The 17881-nt window shown below is 75.1% G+C and carries 12 protein-coding genes; 9 read left to right on the forward strand and 3 right to left on the reverse strand.

The genetic code is table 11. The features are described 5' to 3' along the window. Nucleotides 1–35: 35 nt before the first annotated feature. Together ACX9I7_RS19280 and ACX9I7_RS19285 are read right to left on the reverse strand one after the other, a co-directional pair. On the reverse strand, nt 36–500 hold the full coding sequence (locus ACX9I7_RS19280) for a DUF4439 domain-containing protein (RefSeq protein WP_387565565.1): 465 nt from the start codon (nt 498–500) through the stop codon (nt 36–38). After that, nucleotides 497–1063: a hypothetical protein gene (locus ACX9I7_RS19285; protein WP_387565562.1), complete on the reverse strand. Its 567-nt coding sequence runs from the start codon at nt 1061–1063 to the stop codon at nt 497–499. The genes ACX9I7_RS19280 and ACX9I7_RS19285 overlap by 4 nt, the downstream gene beginning before the upstream one ends. A gap of 243 nt (nt 1064–1306) precedes the next feature. Here ACX9I7_RS19285 and rimP point away from each other — a divergent pair, with 243 nt between their 5' ends. From rimP to ACX9I7_RS19330, 9 genes are all read left to right on the forward strand, one after another. After that, nucleotides 1307–1846: a ribosome maturation factor RimP gene (gene rimP / locus ACX9I7_RS19290; protein ID WP_387565559.1), complete on the forward strand. Its 540-nt coding sequence runs from the start codon at nt 1307–1309 to the stop codon at nt 1844–1846. A 2-nt stretch (nt 1847–1848) separates the two neighbouring features. Beyond that, nucleotides 1849–2841, forward strand: coding sequence for a transcription termination factor NusA (gene nusA / locus ACX9I7_RS19295; protein ID WP_189451036.1), 993 nt, complete (start codon nt 1849–1851; stop codon nt 2839–2841). Between the two features lie 211 nt (nt 2842–3052). Further along, nucleotides 3053–3361: a YlxR family protein gene (locus ACX9I7_RS19300; protein ID WP_189451034.1), complete on the forward strand. Its 309-nt coding sequence runs from the start codon at nt 3053–3055 to the stop codon at nt 3359–3361. Nucleotides 3362–3486: 125 nt separating this feature from the next. After that, nucleotides 3487–6555, forward strand: coding sequence for a translation initiation factor IF-2 (infB, locus tag ACX9I7_RS19305; protein ID WP_387565555.1), 3069 nt, complete (start codon nt 3487–3489; stop codon nt 6553–6555). A 140-nt stretch (nt 6556–6695) separates the two neighbouring features. Then, nucleotides 6696–6992: a DUF503 domain-containing protein gene (locus ACX9I7_RS19310; protein ID WP_126916345.1), complete on the forward strand. Its 297-nt coding sequence runs from the start codon at nt 6696–6698 to the stop codon at nt 6990–6992. Between the two features lie 54 nt (nt 6993–7046). Beyond that, nucleotides 7047–7502 (forward strand): 30S ribosome-binding factor RbfA, encoded by a 456-nt coding sequence (gene rbfA / locus ACX9I7_RS19315; protein ID WP_387565551.1) that lies wholly within the window; start codon nt 7047–7049, stop codon nt 7500–7502. Beyond that, on the forward strand, nt 7502–8404 hold the full coding sequence (gene truB, locus ACX9I7_RS19320) for a tRNA pseudouridine(55) synthase TruB (protein ID WP_189451028.1): 903 nt from the start codon (nt 7502–7504) through the stop codon (nt 8402–8404). The genes rbfA and truB overlap by 1 nt, the downstream gene beginning before the upstream one ends. A gap of 244 nt (nt 8405–8648) precedes the next feature. Then, nucleotides 8649–13646, forward strand: a complete 4998-nt coding sequence (locus ACX9I7_RS19325; protein WP_459388004.1) for a hypothetical protein — start codon at nt 8649–8651, stop codon at nt 13644–13646. A gap of 52 nt (nt 13647–13698) precedes the next feature. Further along, a complete protein-coding gene (locus tag ACX9I7_RS19330; protein ID WP_387565545.1) occupies nt 13699–14664 on the forward strand; it encodes a bifunctional riboflavin kinase/FAD synthetase in 966 nt (321 codons plus the stop codon). 69 nt (nt 14665–14733) lie between these two features. Here ACX9I7_RS19330 and ACX9I7_RS19335 read toward each other — a convergent pair whose 3' ends face one another. Continuing rightward, the gene (locus ACX9I7_RS19335) at nt 14734–17529 is read right to left on the reverse strand and encodes an SCO5717 family growth-regulating ATPase (RefSeq protein ID WP_459388005.1); all 2796 of its coding nucleotides are present in this window, start codon (nt 17527–17529) and stop codon (nt 14734–14736) included. Nucleotides 17530–17881 lie beyond the last annotated feature (352 nt).

The following is a 17881-nucleotide window of genomic DNA, read 5'->3' on the forward strand; positions in this document are numbered from 1 at the left end:
CCGGACGCGGTCCCTGACCGGACCTTTTCCCCCGATCAGACCCGATCGGCGAGCCCAGGGAAGGCTACGCTGCCGCCGCTCCAGCGCACCGCCCGGACCGCCGCCTCCCGCAGCCCGGCCGCCGCCTCGGCGCGCAGGCTCCCCGTGGCGGCCCGGACGAGATCGGCGTAGACCGCCGTCAGTCGCCGCTCCAGCTCCGCCGCGAGCCGCACCGCCGCCTCCCCGTCCGGTACGGGGAAGGGCAGGGCGTACGCGGCGGCGGCCGCCTCCGGCTCGGCGCCCAGTGCCCGCACCGCGCGGCTCATCGCGTCCCGGCGGGCCCGGTGGGCGTCGTGGGCCTCACGGGCCTCGCCCGCCCGCGCGTCGTCCACGCGGCCGCCGACGATCCCGTAGCCGTAGACCGCCGCGTGCTCGGCCGCGAGCGCCGCTTGTGCCGCCTGGGCCGCCTGTGTCGCGGCCACCGTCTCCCGCCGGGCGCGCCCGGCCCGAGGCGCCGTCATGAGCCGTCCTCCGTCAGCAGATAGGCGTGTGCCGCGCCCGCCGCCGCCACCGAGGCGAGGAGCCGGGCGAGCTCGGGCGGTGCGGAGCCGAGGGCGGCGGTCCGGGCGTCGGCGGTGCGCCGCTCGGCGTCCGCGAGCGCGGCCAGCGCCGCTTTCTCCTCCTCGGGCACCTCGACGCGCGCCGCCGGCGCGGCGGGCGACGCGGAGGGGGAAGCAGAGGCGGAAGCGGAAGCCGACGGGGACTTCGGCCCGGGGGCGGCGAATGCCTCGGCGTGCCGGGCTACTTCGGCCCGCAGCGGCCGCAGCCGGCCCGCCAGGGCGGTGTGCGCGGCGAGCGTGGCGTCGTACCGCTCCAGCAGCGCGGCGGTGTCCCGCGCCGCACGCTCCCTCAGCCGCGCCGCGCCGGGGGAGCGTTCGGCGGCGTCCGGGTCGCCGGAGGAAGCGGAGGAACAAGCGGAGAGCAGCGCGCCGGCGCCACCGGCCAGCAGGGCGGCGGCACCGCCCGCCAGTACCCTGCGTCTGCGCGGGCCGTTCGCGCCCCGCGTCGTCGTCGTGAGCGGCACGATCCTCTTTCCGCCTGGTGGGCTCGGTGCGGCGCGCCGGGCGTGCCGGCCCGTCGGGGTCCTGGTGGGGCGGGCGTTCGAAAGGGGTCCGGCCCCGAGTGATCGCCGCACGCGAGCGTACCGGCGTGGCACCCGGCGGCCGTGGACCGGGCACCGAATCGTCAGTCGGCTGCCGGAACAGATAGGCTTTGACCTGACACGCGTCTTTCCCACAACAGCACACGCGGCCGAGGAGTCACCCGGATGAGCACCACCCAGAGCGAGCGGCTGCGCGAGCTGCTGGCCCCTCTCGTCAGCGCGCGGGAGCTGGAGCTGGAAGAGGTCGAGGTGACGCCGGCCGGAAAGCGGCGTGTGCTGCGCATCGTGGTCGATTCCGACGAGGGCGTCCAGCTGGACGCGTGCGCGGACCTGAGCCGCGACATCTCCGCGAAGCTCGACGAGACCGATGTGATGGGCGGAGCCCCCTACGTTCTCGAGGTCACCTCTCCGGGTGCCGACCGTCCCCTGAGCCGGCACCGGCACTACGTCCGGGCCACGGGCCGGCTGATCAAGGCGCAGCTCGTCGAGGGCGGCGAGCTCGTCGCGCGGATCGTCGCCGTGGACGACGAGGGGCTCGACCTGGAGGTGCCGGGCGTCAAGGGCCGCAAGCCCACCGCCCGCCGCCTGACCTTCGCCGAGATCGCGAAGGCGCGTGTGGAGATCGAGTTCAACCGTAAGTCGGCCGCGGGCGACGACGCCGCGGCAGAAGCAGACGAATCCGACGAGATTCAAGAGGAGGCGTAGCCGTGGACATCGACATGAGTGCCCTGCGGGGTCTGGTGCGAGAGAAGGAGATCTCCTTCGACCTGCTGGTCGAGGCGATCGAGTCGGCCCTCCTCATCGCCTACCACCGCACCGAGGGAAGCCGCCGCCGCGCCCGCGTGGAGCTGGACCGGTCGACCGGGCACGTGACGGTCTGGGCCAAGGAGGACCCGCAGGACCTCGCCGAGGGCGAGGAGCCCCGCGAGTTCGACGACACCCCCTCCGGCTTCGGCCGGATCGCCGCGACCACCGCGAAGCAGGTCATCCTCCAGCGTCTGCGCGACGCCGAGGACGAGATCACTTTCGGTGAGTTCGCCGGTCGTGAGGGCGACGTCGTCGCGGGCGTCGTGCAGCAGGGCAAGGACCCCAAGAACGTCCTGGTCGACATCGGCAAGCTGGAAGCCATCCTGCCGGTCCAGGAGCAGGTCCCGGGTGAGGAGTACAAGCACGGCACCCGCCTGCGGACGTATGTCGTCCGCGTGGCCAAGGGTGTCCGCGGCCCGTCCGTGACGCTCTCGCGCACCCACCCCAACCTGGTGAAGAAGCTCTTCGCCATGGAGGTCCCGGAGATCGCGGACGGCTCGGTGGAGATCGCCGCCATCGCCCGCGAGGCCGGTCACCGCACCAAGATCGCGGTGCGCTCGACCCGCTCCGGACTCAACGCCAAGGGCGCCTGCATCGGCCCGATGGGCGGCCGGGTCCGCGCGGTCATGGCCGAGCTGCACGGCGAGAAGATCGACATCGTGGACTGGTCGGACGACCCGGCCGAGCTGGTGGCGCACGCGCTGTCCCCCGCTCGGGTGAGCAAGGTGGAGGTCGTCGACCTCGCCGCCCGCTCCGCCCGGGTGACCGTCCCGGACTACCAGCTCTCCCTCGCCATCGGCAAGGAGGGGCAGAACGCCCGGCTCGCGGCCCGGCTGACCGGCTGGCGGATCGACATCCGGCCGGACACCGAGCAGCCGTCCGAGCGCGACTGAGGCGCGCACCGGCGCCTTGAAGCGACGGGGGGCGCGCGTATGGCGCCCCGAGCGGCCCGGAATGGTCCGTAAAACGACCGTGCCGGGCCGCTTCCGCCCTTGGCGGAGCTGGTACGCGGCCCGTTGAACCAGCAGATCATGGCCGAAACGCATACGTGCGCGACCGATGCCCCGAAGGGGTGAGGTCCGCGCGGGGAGGTAGACTTAACCAGTGTCTGGCCGGACGCATGCCCGCGCATGCCCTGAGCGCACCTGTGTGGGGTGCCGGGAGCGAGCGGCCAAGGGTGAACTGCTGCGGATCGTGATGATCGAGGGATCGTGCGTCCCCGACCCTCGCGGTACGCTGCCCGGCCGGGGTGCCTCCGTGCATCCCACACTGGTCTGCCTCGATCTGGCGGTGCGCCGCCGGGCGTTTCCCCGGGCCTTCAAGGTCCCGGGGCCGCTCGACACGGTGGAGCTCCGCCGGTATGTCGAACAGACCGATCAGCAGGAGATCGGCCCCGCGGTCACGCGGGGATGACCCACGTCAGGTACCTCGCGAGTTGGAAGTAGGTCGAGATTGCGATGAGCACTCGATGAGTACGCGATGAGTACGCCCATGAAGTAGCGACGGTCCGGCGGACACCCGGACCTAGAAGGAGCGAAGTGGCTAAGGTCCGGGTATACGAACTCGCCAAGGAGTTCGGAGTGGAGAGCAAGGTCGTCATGGCCAAGCTCCAAGAACTTGGTGAATTCGTCCGTTCGGCGTCCTCGACCATCGAGGCGCCGGTCGTCCGTAAGTTGACTGACGCATTGCAGGGACCCGGCGGCAGCGCCGGCAAGTCCGCTGCGAAGCCCGCGGCGCCGCGCAAGGCCGCGCCCGCGAAGCCTGCTGCCCCCACTCCGGGTGCGCAGGCCCCCCGTCCCGCCGCCCCGGCCCCGAAGCCGGCCGCGGCCCCCAAGCCCGCCTCGGCGACGCCGGCCGCCGGCTCCGCGCCGACGCCGGGTCCGCGTCCGGGCCCCAAGCCGGCCCCGGCCGCCCCGGCCAAGCCGGTCACCCCGGTGCCCGCCGCGGAGTTCTCCGCGCCGGCCCCGGCCACGCCGTCCGAGCGTCCCGCCGCGCCGCGTCCCGGTGCTCCCGGCCCGCGCCCCGGCGCCCGTCCGGGTGGTCCCGCCGGCCAGCGTGAGGGCGGCCGTCCCGAGCGCGCCCCGCGTCCGCAGGGCGGTCCCGGCGAGCGTGCCCCGCGTCCCGGTGGCGCCCGTCCGGCCGGTCCCCGTCCGGGCAACAACCCCTTCACCTCCGGTGGCTCCACCGGTATGGCCCGTCCGCAGGCCCCCCGTCCGGGTGGCGCCCCGCGTCCGGGTGCCGGCGGCCCCGGTGCCCCGCGCCCGCAGGGCGGTCCCGGCGGTGCCCCGCGTCCCCAGGGCGGCGCTCCGCGTCCCACCCCTGGTGGCATGCCCCGTCCGCAGCAGGCTCCCGGTGGCGCCCCGCGTCCCGGTGGCGCTCCGGCCGGTAACCGCCCGAACCCGGGCATGATGCCGCAGCGTCCGGCTGCCGGCCCGCGTCCGGGTCCCGGTGGCGGCGGTCGCGGTCCCGGCGGCGGTGCCGGTCGTCCCGGCGGCGGTGCCGGTCGTCCCGGCTTCGCCGGTCGTCCGGCCGGTCCCGGCGGCGGCGGTCGTCCCGGTGGCGGCGGCGGCTTCGCCGGTCGTCCCGGTGGCGGTGGCCCCGGCGGCGGTGGCGGCGGCTTCGGCGGTCGTCCGGGTGGCGGCTTCGGCGGTCGTCCCGGTGGTCCGGGTGCCCGTGGTGGCACGCAGGGCGCCTTCGGCCGTCCCGGTGGTCCGGCCCGTCGTGGCCGCAAGTCCAAGCGTCAGCGTCGCCAGGAGTACGAGGCCATGCAGGCCCCGTCCGTGGGCGGCGTGATGCTGCCGCGCGGCAACGGCGACACCATTCGCCTGTCGCGTGGTGCCTCCCTCACCGACTTCGCGGAGAAGATCGGCGCCAACCCGGCGTCGCTCGTCGCCGTGATGATGAACCTCGGCGAGATGGTCACGGCCACGCAGTCCGTCTCCGACGAGACGCTGCAGCTCCTCGGCGGCGAGATGAACTACACGGTTCAGATCGTCAGCCCCGAGGAGGAGGACCGTGAGCTCCTCGAGTCGTTCGACATCGAGTTCGGTGAGAACGAGGGCGGCGAGGAGATGCTCGTCGCGCGTCCGCCGGTCGTGACCGTCATGGGTCACGTCGACCACGGTAAGACCCGACTCCTCGACGCGATCCGCAAGACCAACGTGGTCGCGGGCGAGGCCGGTGGCATCACCCAGCACATCGGTGCCTACCAGGTCGCGACCGAGGTCAACGACGAAGAGCGCAAGATCACCTTCATCGACACCCCGGGTCACGAGGCGTTCACCGCCATGCGTGCCCGTGGTGCGAAGTCGACCGACATCGCGATCCTCGTGGTGGCGGCCAACGACGGTGTCATGCCGCAGACGATCGAGGCCCTGAACCACGCCAAGGCGGCCGACGTGCCGATCGTGGTCGCGGTCAACAAGATCGACGTCGAGGGCGCCGACCCGACCAAGGTCCGCGGTCAGCTGACCGAGTTCGGTCTGGTGGCCGAGGAGTACGGCGGCGACACGATGTTCGTCGACATCTCCGCCAAGCAGGGTCTGAACATCGACAAGCTGCTCGAGGCCGTCGTCCTCACCGCCGACGCCGCGCTCGACCTGCGCGCCAACGCGGAGCAGGACGCGCAGGGCATCGCGATCGAGGCCCACCTCGACCGCGGTCGCGGCGCCGTGGCCACCGTCCTCGTCCAGCGCGGTACCCTCCGCGTCGGCGACACGATGGTCGCCGGTGACGCCTACGGTCGTGTCCGCGCGATGCTCGACGACAAGGGCCAGAACGTGGACGAGGCGGGTCCGTCGACCCCGGTCCTCGTCCTGGGTCTGACCAACGTCCCGGGCGCCGGCGACAACTTCCTCGTCGTCGACGAGGACCGTACGGCCCGCCAGATCGCCGAGAAGCGCGCGGCGCGCGAGCGCAACGCCGCCTTCGCCAAGCGCACCCGCCGGGTGTCCCTCGAGGACCTCGACAAGGTGCTCAAGGCCGGCGAGATCCAGCAGCTCAACCTCATCATCAAGGGCGACGCGTCCGGTTCGGTCGAGGCTCTCGAGTCCTCGCTGCTCCAGCTCGATGTGGGCGAGGAGGTCGACATCCGCGTGCTGCACCGCGGCGTGGGTGCGGTCACCGAGTCCGACATCAACCTGGCGTCCGGCTCCGACGCGATCGTCATCGGCTTCAACGTCCGCGCAGAGGGCCGTGCCACGCAGATGGCCGAGCGCGAGGGCGTCGACGTCCGGTACTACTCGGTCATCTACCAGGCGATCGAGGAGATCGAGGCGGCCCTCAAGGGCATGCTGAAGCCGGAGTACGAAGAGGTCGAGCTCGGTACGGCGGAGATCCGCGAGATCTTCCGCTCGTCCAAGCTGGGCAACATCGCGGGTGTTCTCATCCGCTCCGGCGAGGTCAAGCGCAACACCAAGGCGCGCCTCATCCGCGACGGCAAGGTCATCGCGGAGGAGCTCAACATCGTCGGTCTGCGTCGCTTCAAGGACGACGTCACCGAGATCCGCGAAGGCTTCGAGGGTGGTATCAACCTCGGAAACTTCAACGACATCAAGGTCGACGACGTCATCGCGACGTACGAGATGCGCGAGAAGCCGCGCGGCTGATCGCAACAGCGTCCACCGGGGCCGGTCGGCGGAAAATATTTCCGTCGATCGGCCCCGGCCGTTGCGTGTACGGTTCGAAGAGTCCGTACACCGTGTACGGGAACACCTCACGCCTCCCGGGTGGGCTTCACCCGCACCATATGTATGTAGGGACTCTGTCCTTCGACATCCTCCTCGGTGACGTCCGGTCGCTGAAGGAGAAGCGCTCCGTCGTCCGCCCGATCGTCGCCGAGCTCCACCGCAAGTACGCGGTGAGCGTGGCGGAGGTCGGCGACCAGGACCTCCACCGCAGGGCCACCATCGGTGTGGCGGCGGTCTCGGGGGACCCGGGGCACCTCACGGACCTACTGGACCGCTGCGAGCGCATGGTCGCCGCACGGCCCGAAGTGGAGCTGCTGTCGGTACGGCGGCGGTTCCACGGCGAGCACGACGACTGAGCGCGTCGGCGGCGCCGAGAGCACAATGCAGGAAGACGAGAAGGAGACGGACCAGTGGCCGACAACGCGCGGGCGAAGAGGCTGGCGGACCTCATCCGCGAGGTCATCGCCCAGAAGCTGCAGCGCGGAATCAAGGACCCGCGGCTCGGCTCGCACGTGACCATCACGGACACCCGGGTCACCGGTGACCTGCGGGAGGCTACGGTCTTCTACACGGTCTACGGCGACGACGAGGAGCGTGCCAGCGCGGCGGCCGGACTGGAGAGCGCCAAGGGCATCCTGCGCTCCGAGGTCGGCCGGGCCGCGGGCACCAAGTTCACGCCGACGCTGACCTTCGTCGCGGACGCCCTCCCGGACACCGCCCGGACCATCGAGGACCTCCTCGACAAGGCGCGCGCCTCGGACGCCCAGGTGCGCCAGGCGTCCTCGGGCGCCACCTACGCCGGTGACGCGGACCCGTACCGCAAGCCGGACGAGGAAGAGGGCGACGAAAAGGGCGCCGGCGCCTGATGAAGGAGAAGTACAGCGGTCCGGACGGCTTGATCATCGTCGACAAGCCGGCCGGCTTCACCTCGCACGACGTCGTCGCCAAGATGCGGGGCATCGCCCGCACCCGGCGCGTCGGCCACGCGGGGACGCTCGACCCGATGGCGACCGGTGTGCTCGTCCTCGGCGTCGAGCGGGCCACCAAGCTCCTCGGTCACCTCGCGCTGACCGAGAAGGAGTACGTGGCCACCATCCGCCTCGGGCAGAACACGGTGACCGACGACGCGGAGGGGGAGATCACCTCCACCACCGACGCCTCCGGGGTCACCCGGGAGGCCATCGACGCGGGCATCGCCAAGCTCACCGGCGCGATCATGCAGGTCCCGTCCAAGGTCAGCGCGATCAAGATAGACGGCGTGCGCTCGTACAAGCGGGCGCGCGAGGGCGAGGACTTCGAGATCCCCGCCCGGCCGGTGACCGTCTCGTCGTTCACCCTCCACGCCGTGATCCCGGCGCAGGCCGAGGACGGCACCCCGGTGCAGGACCTGCTGGTGTCCGTCGTCTGCTCCTCCGGCACCTACGTCCGGGCGCTCGCCCGTGACCTGGGCGCCGACACGGGCGTCGGCGGCCACCTCACGGCACTGCGGCGCACCCGCGTCGGCCCCTACGGGATCGGCGACGCCCGCACGCTCGATCAGCTCCAGGAGGAGCTGACCGTGATGCCCGTCGCCGAGGCCGCGTCCGCCGCGTTCCAGCGCTGGGACGTGAACGAGGAGCAGGCCCGGCTGCTGGGCAACGGCGTCCGGATCAAGGTGCCGCTGTTCGACACCACCGGCCCGATCGCCGTCTTCGGACCCGACGGCCGCTTCCTCGTGCTCGTGGAGAACCAGGGCGGCCGGGCCAAGAGCCTGGCGGTCTTCGCCTAGCGAGCCCGTCCCCTACGGACACCACCGTGGGGCGGGGAGCGCGTCGTCCCGACGCCTTCCCCGCCCCACGATCCCCCTCCCACTGGTCTCTATCCATCCGAGACGGGTGATTCACCCCAACGGGCAGGCGCTCGGAGTGAACCAGGGGGGTGGAAGGGGGCGCGTTCAGGATGTGATCTGGTTTCGCCGATCATCCGCTGCCTACCGTCGTGAGGACCAAGCACGCCGGGGAGGTTCGACGGAGATGAACGGTCGGCGGACCGATGCCGAGGATTCGCTCGTACGCATTCGCGACCTCGCAGGGCGCGAACGCGGCACGGGATTCCTCGCCGACGACCGCGGCACCCTGATCACCAGCCATGAGGCCGTCGACGGCCTGGCGCGGCTGGTGCTCCACGCCTCGGGCGATCTGACCTGCGTCGTCGGCGCGGAGAACGTCACGCCGCTGCCCGAGTACGACCTGGCGCTCGTGCGCACCGAGGGCCTGTGCGTCCCGCCGCTGCCGGTCGCCGCGGCCGTGAGCTTCGAGGGCGGCAACGACGTCCGGCTGCGTGCCGGGCGCTGGCACGACGCGCGGATCATCGGTGACGTCCCGGTCACCTACACCGCCACCGACCGCTTCCACCTCCTCGGCGCCGCGCTGGAGCTGTCCCTGTCCGGCCGCGCCGGGCTGCGGCTCGGCGAGGAGGCCACCGGAGGGCCCGTCTTCGACGCCCGCACGGGGGCGGTCGTCGCCGTCCTCGGTACCGCGCTCCAGGCCGAGCGCCGGGCCGCCGGATTCGCCATCCCGCTGCGGGCCGCCGCGGCGTCCTGCCCCGGCGGGGCGCTCGCGGAGCTCCTCGACCGCAACTCCGCCACCGTCCCCGCCTTCGGCCCCGACCTCAACCTGGCCGGCGCCCTCCAGCTCACCGCCACCGCCCTGGGCTCGGTCGTCACCCCCCGCGTCTGGCGCGACCCCGTGGAGCGCCCGGAGACCGAGCGGGAGTTCGCCCGCTTCCTCGACGGCGAGCCCGGCGCGGAGAGCCACGCCCTGGTGCTCGGCCTCGTGGGCGACCCCGGCACGGGCCGGACCACCGAGCTCGGCGCGCTCGCCGGCCGCCGGGCGCGCGGCGCCCAGCCCGCGCCCACCCTCTGGCTGCGCGGCGCGGACCTGCGCGTGGGCGACGAGAGCCTCCGGGACGCGATCGCCCGGGCCCTCAAGGCCGCCGGGCGCATCGTCACCGCCTCGGCGGGCCCCGCCGGCACCATCGGGGACACCGCCGCCGCCACGCCCGAGGCCGTCGCCGGGCTCGCCCGCCGGGTCGGGCACCCCCTGCTCGTCCTCCTGGACGGGCCCGAGGAGATGCCGCCCGTCCTCGCCCACGCCCTGCCCGCCTGGACCACCGCGACGGTCCGCTGGCTGGAGGAGACCTCCTCCCGGCTGATCGTCGCCTGCCGCCCCGAGCACTGGGAGACCGCAGGCGCCCTCTTCCCGCCCGGCGTCCTCCACCGCCCGGGCGGTGGCCCCTGCGCCCTGCCCCCGCCCTCGGGCCCCCGGGCCCTGCCGCCCTGCTCCCGGCTGCCCGGGCTCACCCCCGCGCAGGCCGCCGAGGTCCGCGCCTCCTACGGCATCCCGCCGGGCGCCGTCGACCCCGCCGACGCCGCCCACCCCCTCGCCCTGCGGCTGCTCGCCGAGGTCCGCGCGGCGCTGCCCGACGGGACGGTCGGCGCCGGCGGCACGGGGGAGGCCGCCCCCGACCGGTGGGGCGTGTTCTCCGCCTATCTGGACCTGATCTGCCTGCGCATCGCCGTGCGCCTCGCCGCGTCCCGCCGCCCGCCGCTGCGCGGCCCCGCCGTCCGCCGGCTCGCGGCCCGGGTGGCCGGGCAGGTCCACGAGGCCGCCCGGCGCTGCCTCGGACCGGGGCAGGGGGAGCTGGAGCGGGAGGCGTTCGAGGAGCTGTTCCCCTGGCGCACGGGCTGGGCCTCCGCCGTCCTCACGGAGGGCCTGCTCGTCCCGGCCGGCTCCGGCTACCGCTTCGCCCACGAGGAGTTCGCCGACTGGGTGCAGGGCTCCCACCTGGACCTCGACGCCGCGCTCTACGCGCTGGTCCACCGCTGGTACGAGCCGGCGGGCCCGCCCGCCGAGGCCGCTGTGCGGCTGCCCTCCCGCACGGGCGGCAAGGGCCCGCTGCCCACACCGGGCGGCCATGTGCCGCCGCCGCCCGGCTCCGGCGCCGCCCGCGGCGGCGCGAAGGGCCGCCGCAAACGCGGCGGGGGCCCGGCCGAGCCGCCGCGCCCGCTGCCGGTCCCGCGCCACCGGATCGGGCCCGTCCTGGCGGCCATGCTCCTGCTCGCCCGGCGCTCGGGCCCGACGGAGCTCTCCCGCCGCCTCAGCGCCCTCGTCCACGCCGTCGAGACCCTCTCCCAGCGGGCGGCGGAGGCCGAGGCCAAGGAGGAGGGCGCCGGGCGCCGCCTCGGCGACCCCGCCTGGTGGGCCGCCCACCTCCTCGGCGAGACCCTGCTGCGCGTCCCCGACGCCACGCCGTACCTGGGCGTGCTCCGCCTCCTCGCCGAGCGCGTCACGGCCCGTTCCCTGGCCGTCGGCGGTTTCGACAGCGAGGCCGGACGCACGCTGGGCGGCCTCGCGGAGTTCGGCCCCTGGTTCTGGCTCCGGCTGCCGCTCGGCCTGGCCGACCGCCTGGAGCTCCTCCGCGTCCTGATCCCGGCCGACGGGCCGCCTCCGGGAGCGACCCAGGAGGCGGCGGCGTTGTCGGCTTCCCCGTCGGCGGAGGGTCTGACGGCCGGCTCGGCGGATGGATCGGGGGCCGGGTCGGCGGCCGGGTCGGTGGACGATCAGACGGCCGGGCCGGCGCGGGCGTCGGTGCCGACGCAGTCGCACGGGGACGCGGAGGGGGCGCGCGCTTCCGGCGGGCGCGGGCACGGGCGCGGTGAGGCCCGGGCCGGAGCGGGGGGCGCGGGTGGCGCGGGGGCGCGCGCCTCGGGTGGCGCGGCCGGGGACGCCGCTCCCGGATCCGGTGCCCACCGGAGAGGCGCGAACGGGGCCCAGGAGGCCGGTGGGGCCCGGCGGGTCCCGGCGCAGGGCGGCCCGGCGACGTCGGGCAGGGGTCGTGGGACGTCGGCGGCGGCGGCCGCGGCGGCCGGTGCCGCAGGCCGAGGCGCCGGCGCTTCGGACGGCGGTGCGCACGACGGTACGTACGGGGGGACGGACGCGGCTCGGGCCGCCGAAGAGGCGGGAGCGCCCCGGGGCGCCGGGGCGTCGTCCCGGTCGGGGAGCCGGGGCGGGGGGCCGGCGGCGGCCTGTGCCGGTGCCGCGTGGCACGCCGCGGGGAGCGGCGGGGGCGAGCCGGAGGCGTCCGACTGGGCCGACGGGCTGGGAGACCGCGCCTCCGGTGCCCGGGGCCGTGGCGGCGCGGCGCAGGGCGCGGGCGCTACCGCGCGCGCCCCCTGGGGCGGCCGGGCCGGACGCGTCCCCGGCCAGGGGAGGGGCGCGGAGGAGGCGCGGAACGGCACCGGGCGCTCCCCGGTGCTGGGGCGGCCCCGGAAGGCTGTCCCGGAGGACGAGCGTGTCATCTCCTACACCTCCGCCCGTCCGGAATCCGTCGAACCTCACGAGCCCTATGACCCCCACGAGTCCCACGAGCCTCATGAGTCCGGGGTGCCGTACAGCGAGGGATGGTCGGACGCGTGGGCCCGGACCCGTTCCGCCGACGCGCAGGAGCCCGACGGCGCCGACGGCGCCGACGGGCCCGTCGAGACGGCCGAGATGGTCGAGACGGCCGAGCCCGTCGCCCCCGAGGCGAGGACGGAGCCGGAGGAGCCCGTCCGGCAGGGCGACGGCGCGGGCACCGCTCCGCCCGCCCGGCGGCGCGCGTCCGGCGGCGACGCCCACGCGGCGCTCGCCGACCGGTTCCTGACCGCCGTCGTCACCCTCTTCACCGCCGACCCCTGCGCCGCGCAGCCCCTGCTGTGCCGCTGGTTCGCCGACGAGCGCCCCCTGCAGATCACCCCCGCCGGGGCCAGGGTCCGCCTCACCGTCGCCACCGCCGCCCAGGCCCTCCTCCACACCCACCGCCGCCGGGCCGTGGACGACCTGACCGAGGCGCTGGTGGAGGCCGCCCACCCCCGGGCCGACGAACTGCTGGCCGCCCTGGCCGAGGACGAGCCGTCCGCGCTGTGCCGGGCCGTCGACCGCTGGGCCCACGACGACCGCGTCGAACGCCACGTCGCCGCCGCCGCGTACGCGCTGCGCACCGCCCCGCACGTCGTCACGTCCGCCGACCGGCAGCTGCTGCGCTACGCCGCGCTCGCCCTCCTGGAGCGGCCCGACGAGGGCACCCTCCACGGCACCGCGCTCGCCCTGCTCGTCCGCGACCCCGAGACCCGCGCCAAGCACCTCCCGCAGGCCCTGGCGGCCTTCGCCACGGGCGACCCCGACCTCCCGCCCGACCTGCTCGCCCCCGCCCTCGACACCCATCCCGACCAGGTGCTCGACGTCTTCCGGGCGCGCCTGTACGAGCCGGGGGAGCGGCCCGCGGCCGTGCTGCGCACCCTCGCCGGGATCTCCGCCCCCGCCACCCTGGCCCGCCGGATCACCACGCTGGTGCGCGAGCACGTCGACCACCGCCCCGAGGGCGCGGCCAACGCCGCCGAATTCGTCGACCGCCGCCTGGAGTACGGCCTCGCCACCCGTTCCGTGCTCTTCCCGCTCGTCGTCGACCTGCTGCGCACCGGGACGCCCCAGGTGCGCCGCGCCCTCGCGCCCGTGCTCGCCGACCCCGGCACGCCCGTGTCGCGCCCGCTGCGCCAGGAGCTGCTCGAGGTGCTGATGGAGCGCGAGGAGTACGGGCCGTACGAGCGCGACGCCACCGTCCTCGACACCCTGCTGCGCGCGGTGGCCGCGGGCGCGGCCGAGCGCACCGAGGCCCGCACGCGCGACCTCGTGCACCGCACCGGCCTGCTGATGGCCCGCACGCCCGAGGGCGCCGCCTGCTTCGACCGGAGACTGACCCAGCTCGCCCGGGAGATCCCGGTCTTCGGCGGCCAGGTTCGCGGTTGGCTGAAATCCGCGCCGGCCCAATGGGCCGTGGTCGTGGGCCCGAGCGCCCGTATCCGCCTGACCGCGGGGCGTGAGAAGGGGGGTGGAGGGGGTCAGGGGGGCGCGTCGGATCCCACGCACCCAGCCGACGTGACCGGCACCGCACCGGCCGATGCGGGACGCCGCCAACCGGCATGGCACTCTTAGACCTGCGTCATCAGACAGACAAAGGTTCGGGTTCGGGCGAGGAGCGGGGACAGTGCAGCGCTGGCGTGGCTTGGAGGACATCCCCCAGGACTGGGGGCGCAGCGTCGTCACCATCGGCTCGTACGACGGCGTGCACCGCGGGCACCAGTTGATCATCGGTCGTGCGGTGGAGCGGGCGAGGACGCTGGGCGTTCCCTCGGTCGTGGTCACCTTCGACCCGCACCCCAGCGAGGTCGTGCGCCCCGGCAGCCACCCGCCGCTGCTGGCGCCCCACCACCGGCGCGCGGAGCTGATCGCCGAGCTGGGCGTGGACGCGGTGCTGGTCCTGCCGTTCACGGCGGAGTTCTCGAAGCTGTCGCCCGCCGAGTTCGTGGTCAAGGTGCTGGTCGACAAGCTGCACGCCAAGCTCGTCGTCGAGGGCCCCAACTTCCGCTTCGGCCACCGCGCGGCGGGCAACGTCGACTTCCTCCAGGAGCTCGGCGGCACCTACGACTTCGACGTCGAGGTCATCGACCTCCACGTCTCGGGCGAGGCGGGCGGCGGGCTGCCGTTCTCCTCGACGCTGACCCGGCGCCTGGTCGCCGAGGGCGACGTGGCGGGCGCCATGGAGATCCTCGGCCGGCCGCACCGCGTGGAGGGCGTCGTCGTGCGCGGGGCCCAGCGCGGTCGCGAGCTCGGCTTCCCCACGGCCAACGTGGAGACGCTGCCGCACACCGCGATCCCGGCCGACGGCGTGTACGCGGGCTGGCTGACCGTCGACGGCGAGGCCATGCCCGCCGCCATCTCGGTCGGCACGAACGTGCAGTTCGACGCGACCGAGCGGACGGTCGAGGCCTACGCCATCGACCGCGTCGGCCTCGACCTGTACGGGATGCACGCGGCCGTGGACTTCCTCGCGTATCTGCGCGGCATGGAGAAGTTCGCGTCCATCGACGCGCTGCTGGACCGCATGGCCGAGGACGTGAAGCAGGCGCGCGACCTGGTCGCCGCGCACGAGGCCGCGGTCGTCGCGGGCTAGCCGGGACACGAGACAGCGCAGGGCCCCGGGCACGTACCTCGTGCCCGGGGCCCTGCGCTGTGTCAGCGCTTACTGCTGCGGCGGCAGGGCCCAGCCGTCCTGCTGGGGCGGCTGCGGCTGCGGGTGAGGCTGCTGCTGGGGCTGGGCGTACGGGCTCCCCGGCTGGGCCTGGGGCATGCCCTGCCCGTAGGGGTTGTACTGCGCCTCGGGCGCGGGCTGGGGAGCGTAGCCGCCCGGCATCGGCGGGGCCTGGTGGGGCGCCGCGTACAGGCCCTGTTGCTGCTGGGCGCGGACGAAGTCCTCGGCGACCATGGCGGAGAGGTGGAAGTACGCCTCCCGCGTCTTCGGCCGCATCATCTCCAGGTCGACCTCGGCGCCGGTGGCCAGGTGCTCGTCGAACGGCACGACCACGACGCCCCGGCAGCGCGTCTCGAAGTGCGACACGATGTCCTCGACCTTGATCATCTTGCCGGTCTCCCGGACCCCGGAGATCACGGTGATGCTCCGCGACACCAGCTCGCCGTAGCCGTGCGCGGCGAGCCAGTCGAGGGTGGTGCTGGCGCTGCTCGCGCCGTCCACGGACGGCGTGGAGATGATGATCAGCTGGTCGGCGAGGTCGAGGACCCCGCGCATGGCGCTGTAGAGGAGGCCGGTGCCCGAGTCGGTGAGGATGATCGGGTACTGCTTGCCCAGCACGTCTATGGCGCGCCGGTAGTCCTCGTCGTTGAAGGTCGTGGAGACGGCCGGGTCCACGTCATTGGCGATGATCTCCAGTCCGGAGGGCGCCTGGGACGTGTAACGGCGGATGTCCATGTAGCTGTTGAGGTGCGGGATGGCCTGGACGAGGTCGCGGATGGTCGCGCCCGTCTCCCGGCGCACCCGGCGGCCGAGCGTACCGGCGTCGGGGTTGGCGTCGATCGCGAGGATCTTGTCCTGGCGCTCGGTGGCCAGCGTCGCCCCGAGGGCGGTGGTGGTCGTCGTCTTGCCGACGCCGCCCTTGAGGCTGATGACGGCGATGCGGTAGCAGGACAGGACGGGCGTACGGATCAGCTCCAGCTTGCGCTGCCGCTCGGCCTCCTCCTTCTTGGCGCCGAACTTGAAGCGGGCCGCCGGGTTCTGCTTCTTCGGCTTCTGCTTCGCCTTCAGCAGCCGCTCCGAGGACAGCTCGACCGCCGCCGTGAAACCGAGCGGAGCGCCGTGCACGGACCGCTGCCGCTGCTCCGGCGTCACGGTCGGCCAGCCACCGGCCCGGGGGTCGAGGGGGGCCTCGGGGACACCGGGCTGGCCGGGGGCCTGACCAGGGGCTTGGACGGGGGCCTGGGCGGGGTACGCGCCCGGGTGCGCCGCCGGGTCCATGGCCGGCGGGAGGGCGCCGGGCATGGGCGCGCCGGGTTGTGCGTACGCCCCGGGTGCGCCGCCGGGCGCGGCGGCGGGCGGGAGCGCGCCGGGGTACCCGTTGGGCTCCGCGGGCGCGGGCGGCTGCGGGTAGCCGTAGCCGGCCTGGGGGGCGGGCGCGGGCGGCATGGCCGCGCCGTCGGGACGGGGGTAGCCGTATCCGTCGTACGACGGCGGCACGGGCGCCGCCTCGGGACGCGGGTAGCCGTAACCGCCCTGCGGCGGAGCCGCGTTGGGAACGGGCATCCCGGGCGGTGCGGACGCACCCGGCATGCCGGGCATGCCCGGCACCGGCTGCGGCAGGGCCACGCCGGGCCCCTCCGCCACGGGCGCGGGCGGCACTCCCGGCGCCCCGTGCGGGGCGGGCGCGGCGGGCGCGCCCCAGGGCGCGGGGGCACTGGGGGCGCCGGGCACGGCAGGGGCGCCGGGAGCGCTCGACGCGCTGGGGGCGCCAGGGACGGCCGGGGCGCCGTCACTGGTCGGGGCGACGGCGGACGAGGCGTCGAGGCCCGTCGGCGCGGGCGGAGTGCCCGGGACGGCGGGGGCGGCGGGGACGTCAGGGGTGCCGTCGCCCGTCGGGGCGGCGGGCGCGCTCGGCATGCCGGGGACGGCAGGGAAGGCCGGTGCGTCCGGGAAGGCAGGGGCGCCATCGACGGTCGGAGCGGCGGCGGGCGCGACGTCGAGGCCGGTCGGCGCGGGGACGGCGGAAGAGGTGCCGTCATCGGCCGGAGGCGTGGCCGGCGCGCTGTCGAGTCCGGTGGGCGCGCTCGGGGTGGCGGGGGCGGCGGGGGCGCCGTCACCGGTCGGAGCGGCGGCCGACGTGCTGTCAGGGCCGGTCGGGGCGCCGGACGGCGCGGGCTGCTCGTCGGCGGGCGCGGCGCTCTCCGCCGCCGGGGCGTCCGCCGGGGCCTCGGCGCGGGCGGCGTCCTGCGGCGGCGCGGCCGGCGCGTCCGCCTCGGGGTGCGGCATCCCGTGGCCGGGCACGGCGGGGTACGGCGCCTGCGGGGGCGGTGGCCAGGCGGCCGGGGGAGGGGTCTGCTGGGCCGCCGGCGGGAAGTTGGGCGGCAGCGGCGGGAGGGAGGCATGGGGCGCGGGAGGCGGGGTCCAGGCGGACGCCGGAGCCTCGGCGGGTGCGGGCGCAGGTGCCGGTGCCTGTGCAGGTGCGGGCGTGGACGCCGGAGCCGTCGCGGCCCGCACCTCGTCGCTCCCGCTGCCCGAAGCGGACGGAACGGGCGCGACCGGCGCACTCGGCGCAATCGGAGTGCTCGGCGCGGCCGGAGCGACCGGCGCACTCGGAGCGACCGGCGCCGCCGGCGCGCCCTGCGTGTACCACGCGGGCGGCGTGTAGTCGATGGTGAACTCACCCGTGTGCTCGGGCTCGTGTTCGAATCCCGGCCGGTGCTCGGCGTCGGGCCGGTCCTCGCCGGCTGTCTTCCCGGCCGCTCGGATCTCGTCCCGATCGCTGCTCACAATGCCTCCTGCTGGTGTGGTCGGCTGCCCATGGATTCGGTGGACTCAGCTGGCGGGGCCGACCGTTACTGTCGCCCCGACCGCCCGGATTTCCCCATCTGTCGCAGGACAGGACCGGCGTCGGGTTCTCCAGTGCGTGCGTACGTTCTTACAGACTAATCGTCATCCGCATCTCCGCGGCAGGTCCGCCCCCGCCCCACCGTCCGCCCCTCGGTGCGGCAAGGCTTCCCCGCGCGGAGGCGGCGACACCGCTCCCGCGCCGGTGGAGCCGGGCGTCACTCCACGCGCCGGGCCGCGCCCAGCAGGCCCGTCTCGGGCTCCGTCGGTCGGGTGGTGACATACATTCGTGACG

This window comes from Streptomyces sp. L500 (assembly GCF_054551825.1).